This is a genomic window from Nostoc edaphicum CCNP1411, assembly GCF_014023275.1.
In the GTDB taxonomy this organism is placed as follows: Bacteria; Cyanobacteriota; Cyanobacteriia; order Cyanobacteriales; family Nostocaceae; genus Nostoc; species Nostoc edaphicum_A.
This window is the reverse complement of sequence record NZ_CP054698.1, coordinates 4,013,054-4,029,667: the sequence shown is the minus strand read 5'-3', so window position 1 is coordinate 4,029,667 and position 16,614 is coordinate 4,013,054. Positions and strand designations below refer to the sequence as shown.

At 40.7% G+C, this 16,614-nt stretch carries 14 protein-coding genes; 6 read left to right on the top strand and 8 right to left on the bottom strand.

Annotated elements, in window-relative coordinates:
• Positions 1-39: 39 nt before the first annotated feature.
• From HUN01_RS19480 to HUN01_RS19465, 4 genes are all read right to left on the bottom strand, one after another.
• Positions 40-309 carry a YciI family protein gene (locus HUN01_RS19480; protein ID WP_181927580.1) on the bottom strand — a complete coding sequence of 90 codons (270 nt, stop codon included), beginning with the start codon at positions 307-309 and terminating at the stop codon, positions 40-42.
• A gap of 395 nt (positions 310-704) precedes the next feature.
• Positions 705-1,856: an ATP-binding protein gene (locus tag HUN01_RS19475; protein WP_181927579.1), complete on the bottom strand. Its 1,152-nt coding sequence runs from the start codon at positions 1,854-1,856 to the stop codon at positions 705-707.
• Positions 1,840-4,329, bottom strand: coding sequence for a WD40 repeat domain-containing protein (locus tag HUN01_RS19470; RefSeq protein WP_181927578.1), 2,490 nt, complete (start codon positions 4,327-4,329; stop codon positions 1,840-1,842). The genes HUN01_RS19475 and HUN01_RS19470 overlap by 17 nt, the downstream gene beginning before the upstream one ends.
• A gap of 1 nt (position 4,330) precedes the next feature.
• Complete coding sequence (locus tag HUN01_RS19465; RefSeq protein ID WP_181927577.1) at positions 4,331-5,896, bottom strand: P-loop domain-containing protein; 1,566 nt, start codon at positions 5,894-5,896, stop codon at positions 4,331-4,333.
• A gap of 368 nt (positions 5,897-6,264) precedes the next feature.
• Between HUN01_RS19465 and HUN01_RS19460 the strand changes: the two genes are divergently transcribed.
• Positions 6,265-6,660 carry a hypothetical protein gene (locus HUN01_RS19460; protein ID WP_181927576.1) on the top strand — a complete coding sequence of 132 codons (396 nt, stop codon included), beginning with the start codon at positions 6,265-6,267 and terminating at the stop codon, positions 6,658-6,660.
• Positions 6,661-6,802: 142 nt separating this feature from the next.
• On the opposite strand, the gene pheT is transcribed toward HUN01_RS19460, so the two are convergent.
• A complete protein-coding gene (gene pheT, locus HUN01_RS19455; RefSeq protein ID WP_181927575.1) occupies positions 6,803-9,253 on the bottom strand; it encodes a phenylalanine--tRNA ligase subunit beta in 2,451 nt (816 codons plus the stop codon).
• A 223-nt stretch (positions 9,254-9,476) separates the two neighbouring features.
• Between pheT and HUN01_RS19450 the strand changes: the two genes are divergently transcribed.
• Positions 9,477-9,653: a DUF6888 family protein gene (locus HUN01_RS19450; RefSeq protein WP_176727039.1), complete on the top strand. Its 177-nt coding sequence runs from the start codon at positions 9,477-9,479 to the stop codon at positions 9,651-9,653.
• Positions 9,650-9,832: a DUF6887 family protein gene (locus HUN01_RS19445; protein ID WP_181927574.1), complete on the top strand. Its 183-nt coding sequence runs from the start codon at positions 9,650-9,652 to the stop codon at positions 9,830-9,832. The genes HUN01_RS19450 and HUN01_RS19445 overlap by 4 nt, the downstream gene beginning before the upstream one ends.
• A gap of 49 nt (positions 9,833-9,881) precedes the next feature.
• Here HUN01_RS19445 and vapC read toward each other — a convergent pair whose 3' ends face one another.
• The 3 genes from vapC to HUN01_RS19430 are packed head-to-tail and all read right to left on the bottom strand — an operon-like array spanning position 9,882 to position 11,944.
• A complete protein-coding gene (vapC, locus tag HUN01_RS19440) occupies positions 9,882-10,286 on the bottom strand; it encodes a type II toxin-antitoxin system VapC family toxin (RefSeq protein WP_181927573.1) in 405 nt (134 codons plus the stop codon).
• Positions 10,283-10,483 (bottom strand): type II toxin-antitoxin system VapB family antitoxin, encoded by a 201-nt coding sequence (locus HUN01_RS19435; RefSeq protein ID WP_181927572.1) that lies wholly within the window; start codon positions 10,481-10,483, stop codon positions 10,283-10,285. Before HUN01_RS19435 ends, vapC begins: the two co-directional genes overlap by 4 nt.
• A 54-nt stretch (positions 10,484-10,537) precedes the next feature.
• The gene (locus HUN01_RS19430; RefSeq protein WP_181927571.1) at positions 10,538-11,944 is read right to left on the bottom strand and encodes a response regulator; all 1,407 of its coding nucleotides are present in this window, start codon (positions 11,942-11,944) and stop codon (positions 10,538-10,540) included.
• 755 nt (positions 11,945-12,699) lie between these two features.
• Here HUN01_RS19430 and HUN01_RS19425 point away from each other — a divergent pair.
• Genes HUN01_RS19425 through HUN01_RS19415 form a run of 3 tightly spaced genes read left to right on the top strand, consistent with a single transcriptional unit; the run spans position 12,700 to position 16,432 of the window.
• The gene (locus HUN01_RS19425) at positions 12,700-13,374 is read left to right on the top strand and encodes a vWA domain-containing protein (RefSeq protein WP_069071187.1); all 675 of its coding nucleotides are present in this window, start codon (positions 12,700-12,702) and stop codon (positions 13,372-13,374) included.
• A 49-nt stretch (positions 13,375-13,423) separates the two neighbouring features.
• Positions 13,424-14,206 (top strand): PP2C family serine/threonine-protein phosphatase, encoded by a 783-nt coding sequence (locus HUN01_RS19420; RefSeq protein WP_181927570.1) that lies wholly within the window; start codon positions 13,424-13,426, stop codon positions 14,204-14,206.
• 57 nt (positions 14,207-14,263) lie between these two features.
• A complete protein-coding gene (locus tag HUN01_RS19415; protein WP_181927569.1) occupies positions 14,264-16,432 on the top strand; it encodes a tetratricopeptide repeat protein in 2,169 nt (722 codons plus the stop codon).
• The last annotated feature ends 182 nt before the right edge of the window (positions 16,433-16,614 follow it).

The following is a 16,614-nucleotide window of genomic DNA, read 5'->3' as shown; positions in this document are numbered from 1 at the left end:
TAATAACCAATGCTTTATGCCCCATGCCCCACAATAAATTTAAAAAGCTTGAATCCATTCTTTGACAGAATATTCAGTCCAGATGCCATTTTTCCAGTAGGGATCATTTTCAATCAACTGGCGCACAGTGGCTTCGTCTTCGGCTTCGTAAATCCCAAAAACTTTTGTAACATCCTTGGTGGGGCCGATGGTAATCAGCACACCGGATTCTTTCTGTTTTGCTAATCCGTCTAAATGAGCTTGACGGTGAGGGACACGTTTTTCGAGAACGTCTTCGCAGTAAGTTCCCCAGAGTACATATTTAGTCATAATTGCTTGTTACTCCTACTGGTTAATAAGATATTACTCTCGCGGTTTCTAAGAGGTTGCTTGAAAAGTGTTTCCCTGTGATTTTAGGCACCTTGAGATCCTCCCTAACCCCCCTTAAAAAGCTACGGTGTACACACAAGTCTGAAATCGCTGATTAACCAAGGTTTTACCCCACCCTAACCCTCCCCTTGCAAAGGGGAGGGAACTAGATTTATTTTTTCCCCCCAATGCATCGGGGGGATTAAGGGGGGTAATTCGACTTGTGTGTATACGGTAGCCTTAAAAAGGGGGGAACCGGAATCAAAGTCCCCCTTTTTAAGGGGGATTTAGGGGGATCTAAAACTTCTGCTACCGACAATAGGACTTTTCAAACATCCTCTAAGCGCCCTTTTAACTCAAAATTTAGACTCTATTTGTTGCCTCAACCAATCACGAAAACTAGCATGATAAACACTATAGTGGATTTCGGCTGCTATTGATTCTAAATATAAAAATTCTCGCCACTTGTCTAAAATTACCTTGATTTCATATTCATCTACATCTAATCTTTCTGCGATCGCTTCCATTGATATTGATTGCTCTTGAACTAAGATATTTAACACCTGCAAAGCCATTGGTTGCTGTTTACTGGTGGCTAAATTCATTTTTTCTAAATGATTTTGGTAATATATCTGTAAATTTTGGGGGTAAATATCCTCATTAATAGCTGCTAAAATTTCTTTAACATACATAAAATTGGTTTCATCATTAAAACCTTGCTCTGTCATGTTGAGCGAAACATCTTTACGAGTCTTATCTTCGCTAACACTAGGCACTCTGTGGGAAGCCGAAAAATCGTCTACAGAATGAGATGATTCATTTAAATAAGTTTTAATATATTCCTGAATATCAGCGCGATTTTGTTCAGGGTAATTTGATAAATCTAAAGATTGGGCTGGTGTTTCAATTAATAAACCTGATTTATCTGCCAAAAAAGGACGACGAATAAGGATAAAATAAACTTTTTCGGGTAGATAACGGGGTAAATAGAAAATATTTGAGCCGCGTGGTTGATTGTTGATATCAATTCTATCGCAGCCATCTATAGTAATAATTAAATGTTGTTTTGGTTGCAATCTATTGCTGATTTGTTGCAGTAATAACGATAAAAAACCACTGTCTTCTGTGGTAGAGTCAGAAAAGTTAGCGGTGAGATTGTTTCGACTCCGCTCAACACTAGTTTTAATACCTTGATTTTGGGCGATTTCTATTAATTGAGTGCAAATCGTCGTCAGAAATTCCTCAACGCGATTTTTACCTGAGATTTCGACATTGTAATAGACAACTCCCGGATTTTGACTGACATAGTGGGCAAGAATGGCACTTTTACCAATGCCAGGATCGCCGATAATAGTAAAGTAGCCCCGGTCAGATTGATTGAGAAATTTGTTGATAGCAGCAAAGACAAATTCACGACCGACAAAGTTTTGATTTTTAGCGGTAATGATTTGCTGAAATTCTAGGGGATATCTGGGGATATTGATCGGATTTTCAGCGATCGGTTTCATTTTTTGAACCCCCTTCTAAACGGAGGAAATGAACCCGCCCTGAGCTTTCGCCTGCTGCAATTGTTAATCCATCTGGGGAAACAGCACAGCAATATATATAACTTTCACCAGTAAAAGTAGAGATTTCCTGTGCTGTGTCTAAATCCCACAATTTCAGGGTGTGGTCAGCAGAAGCAGAAACGGCTATTTGACCATCTGGGGCGTTGGCTTTGCCCGCCGCAGGCATCGCTACTCCTTTTACCCAGTGGTTATGACCAGTCAGGGTAGAGATTTCCTTTCCTGTCTCTAAATCCCACAGTTTTAAGGTCTTGTCATCTGAAGCAGAAACGGCTTTTTGACCATCTGGGGTAATGGCTACTGCATTTACCGAGTTGTTATGACCTCTCAGGGTAGAGATTTCCTTTCCTGTCTCTAAATCCCACAGTTTCAGGGTGGTGTCGCTAGAAGCAGAAAACGCTGTTTGACCATCTGGGGTAATGGCTACTGCATTTACTGAGTCGTTATGACCTCTCAGGGTAGAGATTTCCTTTCCTGTCTCCAAATCCCATAGTTTCAGGGTGTTGTCACTAGAAGCAGAAACGGCTGTTTGACCATTTGGGGTAATGGCTACTGCGTTTACTGAGTCGTTATGACCTTTCAGGGTAGAGATTTCCTTTCCTGTCTCCAAATTCCATAGTTTCAGGGTGTTGTCACTAGAAGCAGAAACGGCTGTTTGACCATTTGGGGTAATGGCTACTGCATTTACCGAGTTGTTATGGCCTCTCAGGGTAGAGGTTTGCCATCCTGTGTTCAAATTCCACAGTTTCAGGTTATTAGAAGCAGAAACGGCTTTTTTTCCATCTGGGGTGATGGCTACTGTATTTACTGAACCTCTATGATCTCTCAGGGTAAAGATTTCCCTTCTTGTCTCCACATTCCACAGTTTCAGAGTCCACAATTTCAGAGTCCACAGTTTCAAGGTGTTGTCACTAGAAGCAGAAACCGCCGTTTGACCATCTGGGGTAATGACTACTGCATTTACCAAGTCGTTATGACCTCTTAGGGTAGAGATTTCCTTTCCTGTCTCCAAATCCCACAGTTTCAGGTTGTTAGAAACAGAAACGACTGTTTGACCATCTGGGGTAATGGCTACTGCTGTTACCGAGTTGTTATGACCTTTGAGGGTAGAGATTTCCCTTCCTGTCTTCAAATCCCACAGTTTCAGGGTATTGTCACTAGAAGCAGAAACGGCTTTTTTTCCATCTGGGGTAATGACTACTGCGTTTACCGAGTCGTTATGACCGCTTAGGGTATAGATTTCCCCTCCCGTCTTCAAATTCCACAGTTTCAGGGTGTTGTCACTAGAAGCAGAAACCACTGTTTGACCATCTGGGGTAATGACTACTGCATTCACCGAGTCTTTATGACCGCTTAAGGTAGATATTTCCCTTTTCGTTTCCAAATCCCACAGTTTTAACTGTTTCAGATGACCTCTCAGGGAAGAGAAATCTCTTGCTGTCTCCAAATTCCATAGTTTGAGGGTGTTGTCACTAGAAGCAGAAACTGCTGTTTTGCCATCTGGGGCGATCGCTACTGCTGTTACCGAGTCTTTATGACCTCTCAGGGTAGAGATTTCTTCTCCAGTCTCCAAATCCCACAGTTTCAAAGTCCACAGTTCCAGGCTATTAGAAATAGAAATTGCTGTTTGACCATTTGGGGCGATCGCTACTGCTGTTACTGAATCTTTATGACCTCTCAGGGTAGAGATTTCCTCTCCAGTCTCCAAATTCCACAGTTTCAGGGTGTTGTCACTAGAAGCAGAAACCGCTGTTTGACCATTTGGGGTAATGGCTACTGCATTTACTGAGTCGTTATGACCTCTCAGGGTAGAGATTTCCTTTCCTGTCTCCAAATCCCACAGTTTCAGGGTGTTGTCAACAGAAGCGGAAACTGCTGTTTTGCCATCTGGAGCGATCACTACTGCATTTACTGAGTCGTTATGACCAGTCAGAATACGCACTAGGTTTCCACCCGGAGAGGTTAAACTGGCTGTAATCGGTTGAAGTCGAGGAATTTCACTTTTACTTTGTACTGCATCTGCCAATATTTTCTGAATTTCTGGCTCAGGAAAACTCTGCAATCTTCCCCATAATTGTCCTACTAATTGATTTGGGTCTTGATTCAAAACATGGGCTGATAACTGTAGGGTACGTTGAATTAATTTGAGGGGTTTGATTCGTTCTGGGTCTAGTTTCTCTTCTTCTTCTAAGCTATCTAATATTTCTGGGTCATCAATGAAATAATAATCTCTAATCAGGCTTTCTACTCCAAATTGAGGATATTGAATTTTCAAACAAATAAAATCAAAATCTGTGAGAGTTTGATAATATTTTTCCGAGTTCCCAGCTTTTAATTGTTGTTCAGGAAATTGACCTAAAAACAAATTTTGAAATTCTGCTGATTTTGATGCTAATTTAATGGCAATCTCTCCCATTTTATGCCATCTCCTTCAGCATAAAATTAGCCATACTCTTATTAACTTCTTTAAATAGTTTTCGACCTTTACCTAGTTTATCTTGACCTTTGAGAAATTCTAGAAAACTCTGATGGTAAATACTATAGTAAGTTTTTTGGTCATCTTCATTTACTTGCGATTTTACATACTCAACCCAATCATTTAAGACTGATTTTACCTCATATTCATCCTCATCAAGAATTTCTGCAATCATGTTTAGGGATATTGGCTCACCTCTTTCTACCAATATATACAGTATTTTTACCTTTTTTTCATTGGATTCTTTGTCCATTCCCATCCGGTTCCAATGAGCCATATAATAGTCATGAAGACCTTGTGGTAATCCCTTTAAAGTTAAATCATTGTATTTACCTTCAGAGATTCCGGGTAATATATAGCGCAAATATATAAAATTATTTTCACTCTTAACAGCTATTTCCTGAGTAAAAATATCTTCAGAAATATTGCGCTCATTAATCCAATGTCTTAGTTTATAATCATTATTCAAAAATAATTGAATATACTCTTTTACATCTTCTTGACTCAAAGCTGTGTAATCACGCTTTGTTAAATCTAATTCATCTACAGGAGTATCGGGAGACAAAGTTAAACGTTTTGTTTCTTGATTGTAAAGTCTTCTAGTCAGTAAAAAATAGACTCCATCAGGAAGATTTTGTGGTAAATCTAAAAGATTACTATTTCCTTCTTGTTCTACTTCATCTAGTGCATCGACAACAATGATAAGTTTTTGTCCTTTTAGTTCTTCACTAACTTTTTGCAGGAAAGTTCTCAAATCAACGTTGTCTACATTTTGGAGAGAATGACGCTTGATTAATTGTTGACGAATACTGGCTAAAAACTTTTCTGGTTTGTTGCGTCCTTCTGCGAAAACATTAAAATAACAAGGGAATTTAGTAGCTAAAACGTATTTAGCAGCAATGGAACTTTTACCCATCCCTGCATCCCCAATCACAGTAAAATAACCCTTATTTTGAGTTGCGAAGAATCTTTGAATAGCCTGAAAAACAAAATCACGTCCGCAAAATAAACGAGTCTTTTCAAAGATTAAGGCTTTAAATTCTTTGGGATAAACATCCAAATTCCAATCTGGATAAGGCTGATATTTAGAGGCTTTCGTTTGTTTAGCAACCGCAATAAAGGTTTCGCCAAATTCTTCTAATTCAGCCAAAAAGTTAATTTTAGCATTAATTATCTGCGTTTTTAGTTCGCTATTTTGAGTTATAAATTTTTTTGTATTCTCTACGAATTTAAAGGGAGCATTAGAACTGTAAGCATCCCAAAAATAATCTTTAATTACTTTCTCTCTAAACAGTTTTAAAATTGCTTCAGGCTTAAATACACCATATTTTACCAGAGTGTAAGCATAAACCCCATCAACATCATCAGGAATTTGGGTAGGATTGAGTTTTAATTCTTGTAAAACTTTGATAACAGCTTCGTTTTTTTGAGCTTGTTTAATGATTAGTTGACTAGCTTGAGGAGCATACTTACTAATCACTGAAGTAATGGCGGCAAATTCTATCATGGCATATTACCGAAAACTTACTATGTTTGTTACGAGCAGTATTATACTAAGTACTGTTGAATAATATTATAGTTGCATAATAATGTTGTTGTATTTAAACATCTGCCAAAACTACTGCTGCTGGAGCAATGCCTACGCAGGGCAAAGCCTACACACAGTACTGCAATTGCGATACTGATTATAAAAATGTGTAATATAACATTATTTTCCTAGTGATAACACTGATTTATTAAATGAAATTGGATTAGTATTATTAGATGCGATCGCCTCCGCCGGGGCGTAGCCTATCGCCACACCTCATGTATCATCAAATATGATATCTGCCAAATTATTCGTAATAAAACAACCCCTCCCCGCAAGGGGTTACGGTGTACTGCAATCATGACGAGCGCAGCCGAAGTGCTAGCTACGCCTACGCATTTGCTATTTCGGCGAACCCATTTGCTATTTCAGCGATCGCATTTGCTATTTCGGCGAACCCATTTGTTATTTCGGTGATCGCATTTGTTATTTCGGCGATCGCATTTGCTATTTCGGCGATCGCATTTGCTATTTTGGCGATCGCATTTGCTATTTTGGCGTACCCATTTGTTATTTTGGCGAACCCATTTGCTATTTCGGCGAACCCATTTGCTATTTCGGCGAACCCATTTGCTATTTCGGCGAACCCATTTGCTATTTTGGCGATCGCATTTGTTATTTCGGCGAACCCATTTGCTATTTCGGCGAACCCATTTGCTATTTCGGCGTGTCAACAAGTCTGAAATAGCTGATTAACCAGGATTTTACCCCACCCTAACCCTCCCCGTATGTATTGGGGAGGGAACTAGATTTCTTTTTCCCCCCTTTCCAAGGGGGGATTAAGGGGGGTAATTCGACCAGAATCAGTCGGACATGATATTACTTCTAACTTCTCAAGTTCACGCCGAATTTTTCCACCAAGGCTTCGCGGACTTTATTGTGTACTGGTTCGACTTCCGCCTCAGTCAGAGTGCGATCGCTAGCCCGATAAATTAAGCGGAATGCTAAACTCCGCTGTCCTTCGGGGACATTTTCACCCCGATATTCATCAAATAATTCCACCGAGTCGAGCAAATCTTTACCAGCTTTGGTAATTACTTTTTGAATATCGGCAACTGAGATTTTCACGGGTGCGAAAAAGGCGATATCGCGATCGCTAGCTGGATAGGTAGAATAGGGCCCGAATGTGGGAACGAGAACTTCATCTTGTCCTAGCGAATCTAAAAGTACATCTAGATCCAACTGGAAAACGTAGACGGAATCTGGTAAGCCTTTTTCTCGTCGTAGTTGGGGATGGATTTGTCCAAAAATACCCAGCCTGTTACCCCGAATCCACAGAGAAGCGGTGCGTCCTGGATGTAAGCGATCGTCGCGGCGATCGGGTTGAAATTCTACCTCCAAGGCAAGTTGCCGAAATACACTTTCTAAAATGCCTTTGGCTTCAAACCAGGTGATGGGTTCTTCGCGCCCACTTTTTGACCATTTGCCAAGGGAAGTATCGCCTCCCACAATCCCTGCAAGGGCTTCTGTCTCTTGCAAACCGTCTTCTTCTCGCCAGAATATTTGCCCGATTTCAAAACCGTTAAGGGCACCATTACCCTGCTCTAAATTGTATTGGAAGGCATCAATTAACCCAGATAACAAATCGGTTCGCAGCGCTGAATATTCGACAAATAAAGGGTTTGACAGGACTATATTTCTGTCTTCTCCTGGTTTGACTAAAGAATAGTGGATTAATTCTGTCAACCCTTCAGCCCGCAAGAAAGCTCGTAACTTGCGAACTAGTTCTTGATCTAAAGGCAGATAGCCAGCTTCCGCTTTTTCTGGTAGTGTGTCGCAGAATTTGTTGTAACCATAGAGACGGGCAATTTCTTCAATTAAATCAATTTCCCGCTCTAAGTCGCGGTAACGATAAGGTGGGACGGAGACAGACCACGTAGGTTGATGGCTGCTATCTTCTCCTGAAGGAGTTAACTTACATCCCAATGCAGTCAGGATGCGCTCAACATCTTGTTCTTGGAGTTCACCTGTGTCCTCTTCTAATTCGATTGGCCCTAATATCTGATTAACTCTGTCTAAACGCAGGGCGATAGAACGACTCCAGGTAGAAGGATCGGGGCGGGTGTCGGCAATTTCCTGCTGGACAAGAATTCCACTAGCTAATTCGCTAATTAAAGATAAGGCGCGGCGATTAGCTATTTCCAACTCAGCGCGGTTAACTCCCCGTTCATATCTGCCAGAAGCCTCACTTCTTAAGCCTGCACTGCGGGAAGAACGGCGAATTGCCACAGAATCAAATAATGCTGCTTCTAAAACTAGACTTTGAGTCCCTTCATAGACTTCCGTTTCTTCTCCACCCATAACTCCCGCCAGTGCAACGGGTTTGTCGTTAGCGGTAATTAACAAATTTTGGGATGCTAGGGTGCGAGTTTGTCCATCTAGTGTTTTCAGAAATTCTCCATTATTGGCGAAACGAACGCCGATGGTTAAATTTTCGCTACTTGCAACAGATTTTATGCGATCGCAATCAAAGGCGTGTAGTGGTTGTCCCCATTCCAACAAAACGTAGTTAGTAATGTCCACCACATTACTGATGGGACGTACCCCAGCCGCCCGTAAACGCTGTTGCAACCATTCGGGAGATGGAGCAATTTTGACCTGTTCAATTACCGTACCAATGTATGCAGGACAAGCTTGGGTATCAGCAATTTTTAAAGCTAAATTTCCGGTAGTTTTGGGAATAGAGACTTCACCAGGTTCAGGAATGCTCAACTTTCCACCAGTTAAAGCTGCTACTTCCCGTGCTACGCCTACCATACTTAGAGCATCAGCGCGGTTGGCAGTTGCGGTAAGGTCTAAAATTACATCATCTAAACCCAACAACGGCCGCACATCACTACCCAATGGTAAATTTTCTTGAGTGAAAATATGAATTCCGTCTACATCGGTGGGCAAACCGAGTTCCTTTAAAGAACAAATCATGCCCTGAGATGGGACCCCACGTAGTTTTGCAGGTTTAATTTTTAAATCGATGTTGGGTAAGTAAGTACCCGTAGTAGCCACTGGGACATAGATATCTGCCTTCACATTGGCAGCGCCACAGACAATATTTAAAATCTCATCTGCACCGATATCCACTTGGCAAACACTCAATTTATCGGCGTTGGGATGGGGTTGACGCTCAAGCACTTTCCCGATCACCACGCCATTTGCCCAAGTGCGGCGGTCTTCAATATCTTCTACCTCAAACCCTGCCATTGTCAGGGTTTCGGCTAATTCTTCCGGACTAAGTTTTATCTCTACTAGTTCGCGCAGCCAATTTAGAGAAATACGCATGGAGTGTGCTTGTTTTAGGAATCGTCTTTTGCTCTTATTTTAGGGTGCAAGAAGCGCTCGATGGCTACTCGTCCTGCAAAGCGTACCCTTTCACTTGAACAATCCTACTACGTTAGACTGGCAGAACAATCTCTCATGCTAATCTTTTCTTTTCGTCTTGACTTATGTCAGTCAATGTGAGTTAGATGTTTGCTACGAGAGATTCAGTAGCTAATCTATACAAATGGAACCCACTATTGAACAGTTAAAAGCTTTCTACGATTTATGTGTGCGAGTAAGTAACCTACTACAAACAATTGAGCTAACCAGGTACGACAAGCGATCGCAAAGAATAGTAGTGCTAATAGGCCAAACAATTCAAGTAGAAATTTTGAGTAACGGAGAGGAAATCATCCAATGAGTAATTTAGATTATCAGCAATTAACTGAAGCTGAATTACGGGAATATGTAAAGCATCATCCCCAGGATGAAGAAGCTTTTCAACACTATTTAATGATTGTTAGAGCCAGACCAAATAGGGTTGTGGTTAGCACAGGTGAACAGTTGGAGGCTGAGTTAAGGAAAAGGCTGGCATTATGAGCAAAACCCTTTATCCTCTAACTTGAGTGTAGGGTTAAGTAGCGTAGACCTAGCATTGAAACAATGTTATGGGAATATGCTGACTGAAATTCGCAAAATCTTTATCTGTGGTTACTATTGTGTAATTTCTCCGAACGGCTGCGGAACAAATGAGAAAATCAGTGTTTGCACCTTGAATACCATTGCTTCGGCAAGTGTTATAAAACTCAGAAGCAAGTTCATAGTCTTCCATATCTAACTCCAGATTGGGAAATGCGCGGAGATAATTTTTCAGCCGATTGTATTGGTTAGCATCACGAATCCCTGAGAGTATCTCTTGCCGAACAGCACCCAGCAAAGCAACTCGACCATCACTAATTAATTCTTGCAACACTGCAACATAGGGTGATTCATCAACTTTATAATTGCGTCTGAGAGCTAAAGACCAGACCGAAGTATCAACAATGACTTTCATCGACTCCGACGCTGTTGCTTGTAGTCATAATCATCGTCATATTCAATCGTACCAAATAGCTCCAGAATTTTCAGTTGTTTTCGACGTTGCACATACTCTCGTAATGCCTCTTCAACAACGGCATCCTTAGTTGGATGACCACCAAGTTCGAGAGCTTCCTTAATTAAGTTTTCGTCAATTTCTAGATTAGTAGCCATGTATAGATTATCGCACAAAATAATGTGCAGCAAAAACTCATTGGAGTAGTTAATTTAAGTCAAATGCATAAAGACTATTTTCAGTAATTCGGCGCGGGTAAATGGTTTAGTCAGATAGCCAGATGCTCCAACTAATTTCGCTTTTACTTTGTCTACAATCCCTTTACTTCCAGTGACAAAAATGATGGGAGTCTTCTGAAATATTGAATTATTTCGTATAATCCGGCACAACTCATAACCATCGATTCCTAGCATATTTAAATCCAGCAAAATTAAATCTGGTTTGTGCCTTATAATTGACAAAACGGCTTTTAGTGGATCGTTGATAGTCACGACAGAAAAATTTTCATTTTCTAAGAAATGGCTAATTTCTTTGAGAATTGTGGGGCTATCATCTACAGAAACGATTTTGTGGACTTTTTGTGCGGTTACAGTAGCAGCCGTTACTCTTTGGGAAGCAGAATTTATGTTATTTGATATTGTTGGTTCCTGAAAGTTCTCTTTTGGAGGAGTAGATATCTGTGGTAATCGCTGAACAGGAGCTATATTCTCTTCAGAAATATTTGGGTAAGAGTTGACGCTGGTACTTAGTTTTTCTTTGGTGTCAACTAACTCTGGAACTAATTTTGAGGAAAGCGTAGACGTAGCCCGTCGTAGATATCGCTCTTCAAAAATCTTTGGTAATTTATCAAATGGTGGATCGGGTTCATGTAGGATAATCGCACCCTGAAGGATGTAAGGGTATAAATTGCGAGCCAGTTGGATTTCATCTTGATTCAAAATTGCAGCCAGATGACACAGGCTAAAACCCTTCATCCAGCTAATTAAATCTGGCTGAAGTTTTGGTAAGTCTTGGCTCTCAAGTTTACTGTTAATCAACAGATATGGACGTTGATATGGAGAAGAAATTTGGGGAACAAAAGCCTGCCAATTCTGTAATCTTATTTGGCAACGCTCTAGAATTTTTTCTACATCTAGCCTGCAAATTTTTGGCATTCGATTAAGTGATTCTGCTAATTCATAAGTACCTTCTTCGATGAGCAAAAATGATTCAATCACCTCTTTAACTAATTCCTGAATCAGCACTGCTGCTTGTGTAGAATGTAAATGTTGTTGACTAATAAGCCAGGATATAGCCTGATATTCAGGAGGATAGCTTCTCGAATTGCTGTCATCTTCGATTAACTGACTGTGTAAATCAGGTTCAAACATCAACCTTACTTGAACACGAACCTCATTAGTAAGGAGTGGAATTTGGTGGCTGAGACGACGCAAATGGCGTTCTAGTCGATCAAAAGGTTCTACGGAATGAGTAGCGTAAGTTATTTTGCCCTGTTCTAAGTAAATAGACCAAGTAACTGAGTTACTGAATGCTTGTAAACAAGTACTGTCGGAGCAATTTGATAACTGTCTTAACAAACTTAGAGGACGTAGTTTGGTGAATGTACCTGAGTTATTCATATTTTTCAAGTTTTTTTTGCGGAATCAACAACTGAACATTTGTAGATTGAAAATATGAGCTATGAAGTATTTTCTTCTTTGTAATATGTCTTTATGCACAGCTTATTCCTTTTAAAATATGTATATATATTAAAAAATATAAGTTTTGCAACCTATCTGTTACATTTTGTACGTACTACTTAATTTATCTCAAAAAATAAGTAGGTGGGTATGAATAAAAGTAAACACTTGTCATAGCTATGACTAACAGTAGATATTGTTGCTTCTAGGCTTTACTCACTACTAACAACTCTTGAGTGAAGACATTAATCATCACGTTTATTGATTCCCACTTACAAAAAGCAGGTAAATCTTATTCCAAGTTCGCGCAGTTACACTGGTATACTTCTAAAGTTGATGATCTTAATTATGGTTAATTATTTTTCGATAAAGAAACGATTCTTCTACATAAAATCTTTAAGAAGTTACCTAGGAAAGTTTACGTATTTATTGTACTGTAGGTTTAATGGATATAAATTTTTGGTAGATACATTACAACAGGTAATGCTGGGTTTTGATAAACTCTTTTTTGCTAAACTAAGCTGTGTTCAAGTTCATCTTAAATATATAGAGAACTTCATGAAAATAATTTGTTTAATAAAGATTAGAGCATCTACCACTAGATACTATATTCTGTAGTCGCCTCGGCGACTGAGAATTATATACTTTGAACAAAGGAAAATAAAACGTTGAATTTTAACATAACACAAAAAGTTATGCATGATACATTAAGACTTGATGAAGTAGTAGAATTTGCTGAGAACCCAGAACCACGTTGTCCTTGTGTACTTTTACTAGACACATCTGGGTCGATGCAAGGAGATCCGATTGAGGCTTTAAATCAGGGTTTACTGAGTTTGAAGGATGAATTAGTCAAAAATTCCTTAGCCGCAAGACGGGTGGAAGTGGCGATCGTCACGTTTGATAGTAATATCAATGTAGTACAAGACTTTGTGACTGCTGATCAATTCAACCCACCTATTTTGACAGCACAGGGCTTGACTACTATGGGTGCAGGAATTCATAAAGCTTTGGACATAATTCAAGAGCGGAAATCTCAGTATCGTGCCAATGGGATTGCTTACTATCGTCCTTGGGTATTTATGATTACTGATGGGGAACCGCAAGGTGAGTTAGATCATGTGGTAGAGCAAGCATCCCAACGGTTACAGGGAGATGAAGCGAATAAGCGGGTAGCATTTTTTACAGTAGGCGTAGAAAATGCGAATATGACGCGTTTAAATCAAATAACCGTGCGTACACCTCTGAAGCTCAAAGGCTTAAATTTTATTGAGATGTTTGTCTGGCTATCAACTAGTATGTCAGCTGTTTCTCATTCACAGGTGGATGAACAGGTAGCACTACCGCCAATTGGTTGGGGGACTGTTTAATTAAAAATTGCAGCTTGATGTTTACACAGCTAGCTGCTGGAAAAAATTTATGAACATATCAAAACAGATTGCTCAATGGCGGATTGTGGCTGCATCTGTATGTGGTACAAGTCACTTAAAAAACAATCAATTATGTCAGGATGCTCATCACTGGCAGATATTGTCAGATAATGTTTTAGTGGCGGCCGCAGCAGATGGTGCGGGTTCTGCTAGCCTTGGGAAAGTGGGAGCGATGATTGCTGTGGAGACAGCAATAGAAAACATTTCCACTAAAGGACTGACCCGAAAAAGTTTGACTGATGATGCATTGGTGCGATCGCTTTTAAATGATGCCATACTAGCGGCAAAAAAAGCTGTGGAGGCTGAAGCGGCTACTTGTGACAAACAGCCTCAAGACTTAGCAACTACCTTAATTATGCTAGTCGCCACACCAGAAGTTGTCGCTGTGGTACAGATAGGTGATGGTTTGGCAGTGGCAAAAGATCGTATGGGTAATTTGCTGGCACTGACTATGCCTGACAGTGGTGAATACATCAACGAAACCACCTTCTTAACTTCGCCTAGTGCTTTAGATGCAGCGCAGATGAGATTGTGGCGCACAGATATAGTGAATGTTGGTATAATTACTGACGGACTACAAATGCTGGCTTTGAATATGGTTGTTGGCGAACCTCACAAACCCTTCTTTTTTCCGCTGTTTGAATTCGTAGCCAATACCGAAGACAAGACAGTAGCCAAGGAACAATTGGTAAAATTTTTACACTCAGAGCGGATTACACAACGCACTGATGATGATTTGACACTCATCATAGCTGCATTCAACGACTCATGAGCGATAAATCTACAGGTTTAACATCTTACAATAACTCCCGTTAGCGGTAATTTCATTATGCAGGTACTACGTTGTTCCCCTCGAAAAGAAATCCTCAGCCTCAATGTCAGTTTGGGGCGTGGCGGTGAAGCTTGTGTTTACACAGTGCCATCCGATAGCAACTTGGTGGCGAAGATTTACCACAAGCCAACCAAAGCCCATGCAGAGAAACTCCAGGCGATGCTGGCCAACCCGCCAGAAAACCCTACAGCTAGTTTGGGGCATATCTCTATCGCTTGGCCAGAGGATTTATTACGGGCAGCAGATGGCAAAAATAGCATCCTGGGCTTTTTGATGCCACGCATCGAGGGGATGCGTCCAATCATCGACTTTTACAACCCTAGAACCCGTCGCCAACACTGCCCCCTATTCAACTATCAGTACCTGCTCCGCACGGCTCGTAACCTGGCGGCGGCTTTTGCCGCTTTGCACGCTAGTGGATATTGTATTGGTGATGTGAACGAGTCCAATATCCTCGTCAGTGACACCGCACTGGTGACTTTGATAGACACAGACTCTTTCCAAGTAACCGACCCAAGCAACAATGTTGTTTATCGCTGCCCAGTGGGTAAACCAGAGTTTACCCCACCAGAACTACAGAATAAAACTTTTGCCCAGCACGATCGCGAAATCTCTCACGATTTATTTGGGTTAGCGGTGCTAGTATTCCAACTCTTAATGGAAGGCACTCACCCATTTTCGGGGATTTTTCAAGGTGCTATTGAGCCACCACCTTACGAAGCTCGGATTGCATCGGGTCATTTCACATACAGCCAAAAGCGTTACGTACCCTACCTACCGACACCCATTGCACCCCCTTGGGAAATTCTTCATCCCAGCCTACAAGAACTATTTGTCCGTTGTTTTGAAGAGGGTCACAACAACCCACAACTACGTCCCAGTGCCCAGACTTGGCTCTCAGCAATCGCTGAAGCCGAAGATTCTCTGATTACCTGCACGACAAATCCCCAGCATCGCTACAACAACCACATGCGTAGCTGTCCGTGGTGTGAACGTACCGTGCGATTAGGTGGACGCGACCCCTTCCCATCACATCGGGCTATCGAAGCTAGAGAACATCTCCAACCACGAGTTAAACCGAGAAAACATTACACCCAGACACCGCGTTTTCCACAGCGGGCCATGTCGCCCCACCTAACTAATTACTGGCAGCCAGTAATGACTCCCAGCAGTTCATCTTATAAACGTTCCAAGAAGTCAAAACTGTACCCGATTATTTTTTGTTTGATGGGTTTTGGTTTATTGGGATATGCGGACGTAATGATTAAATTTACTCAGCCGTTGGTTTCCCAAAATGCTTACACTCAACAAACATTGAAGTCTCGCCAGACAAATAACAAACTCAGCTTCGCTGATTCCTATCAGCAAGGTTATACAGCTTACAAAGACCGAGACTATGACCAAGCAATTGCCAGCTTTACCGCAGCAATTGAACAAGAACCTAAACATGCCAGAGCGATTGTAAATCGTGGCAATGCCCGCTATAACTTGAAAGACTACGAAGGAGCAGTTAAAGATTATAGCCAAGCTCTTACAATCCAGCCCAATCAAATCAAAGCTTTGGTGAATCGGGGCAATGCCCGTTATATGCTCGCCGAATATAGTAACGATCCCGATCTAGAATATAACCTAGCGATCGCAGACTATAATCGGGCCATCGGTCTGGATAATAATGAAATTGAAGCTTATATCAGACGGGGAATTGTCCGCGCCCAAATGGCTAAATACAGCGGTGAATCTCAACAAGAGTACAAAAGAGCGATCAAAGATTTTACTCAGGCAATAAAACTTAACGTATCCAAAGCAGAAGCTTACTTTCAGCGGGGTGTTGTCTTTTATCAAATTGCTCAATATAGCAGCAATTATGAGCAAGAATACAATCAAGCGATCGCTGACTTTAACCAAGCCTTAACTATCAGCCCCAAACTAGCAAAAGCATATCTTAAACGAGGTATGGTTCGTTATGAACTAGCACAATATGGCGGTAGTGAATCTAACAAAAATCAGACAAAAGCTGTCGAAGATATACAGTCATCTGCCAAAATCTTTCTTGAGCAAGATGATATGGATAATTATCAACAAGCACTCAGTAACATGTGCGTAGTTGTAGAAAACAAATGTGACCCTTTATTCCAAGGCCCAAGTAATAGTGAAAAAACTAACTAGAAACAAGTAAGTTTTATTACTAGTAAAATATAGGTTTTGATTGAAAAAATCAAGCCTGACTAGGGTTAGCTGATGCTAACCCTATTTATTTTATAGGTAACATTTTTATTTAATTGAGCAATTCATTTTCATCTTTATAGATATTCATAGAGCTTTTATATAGAAAAGATTTTAATTTATAT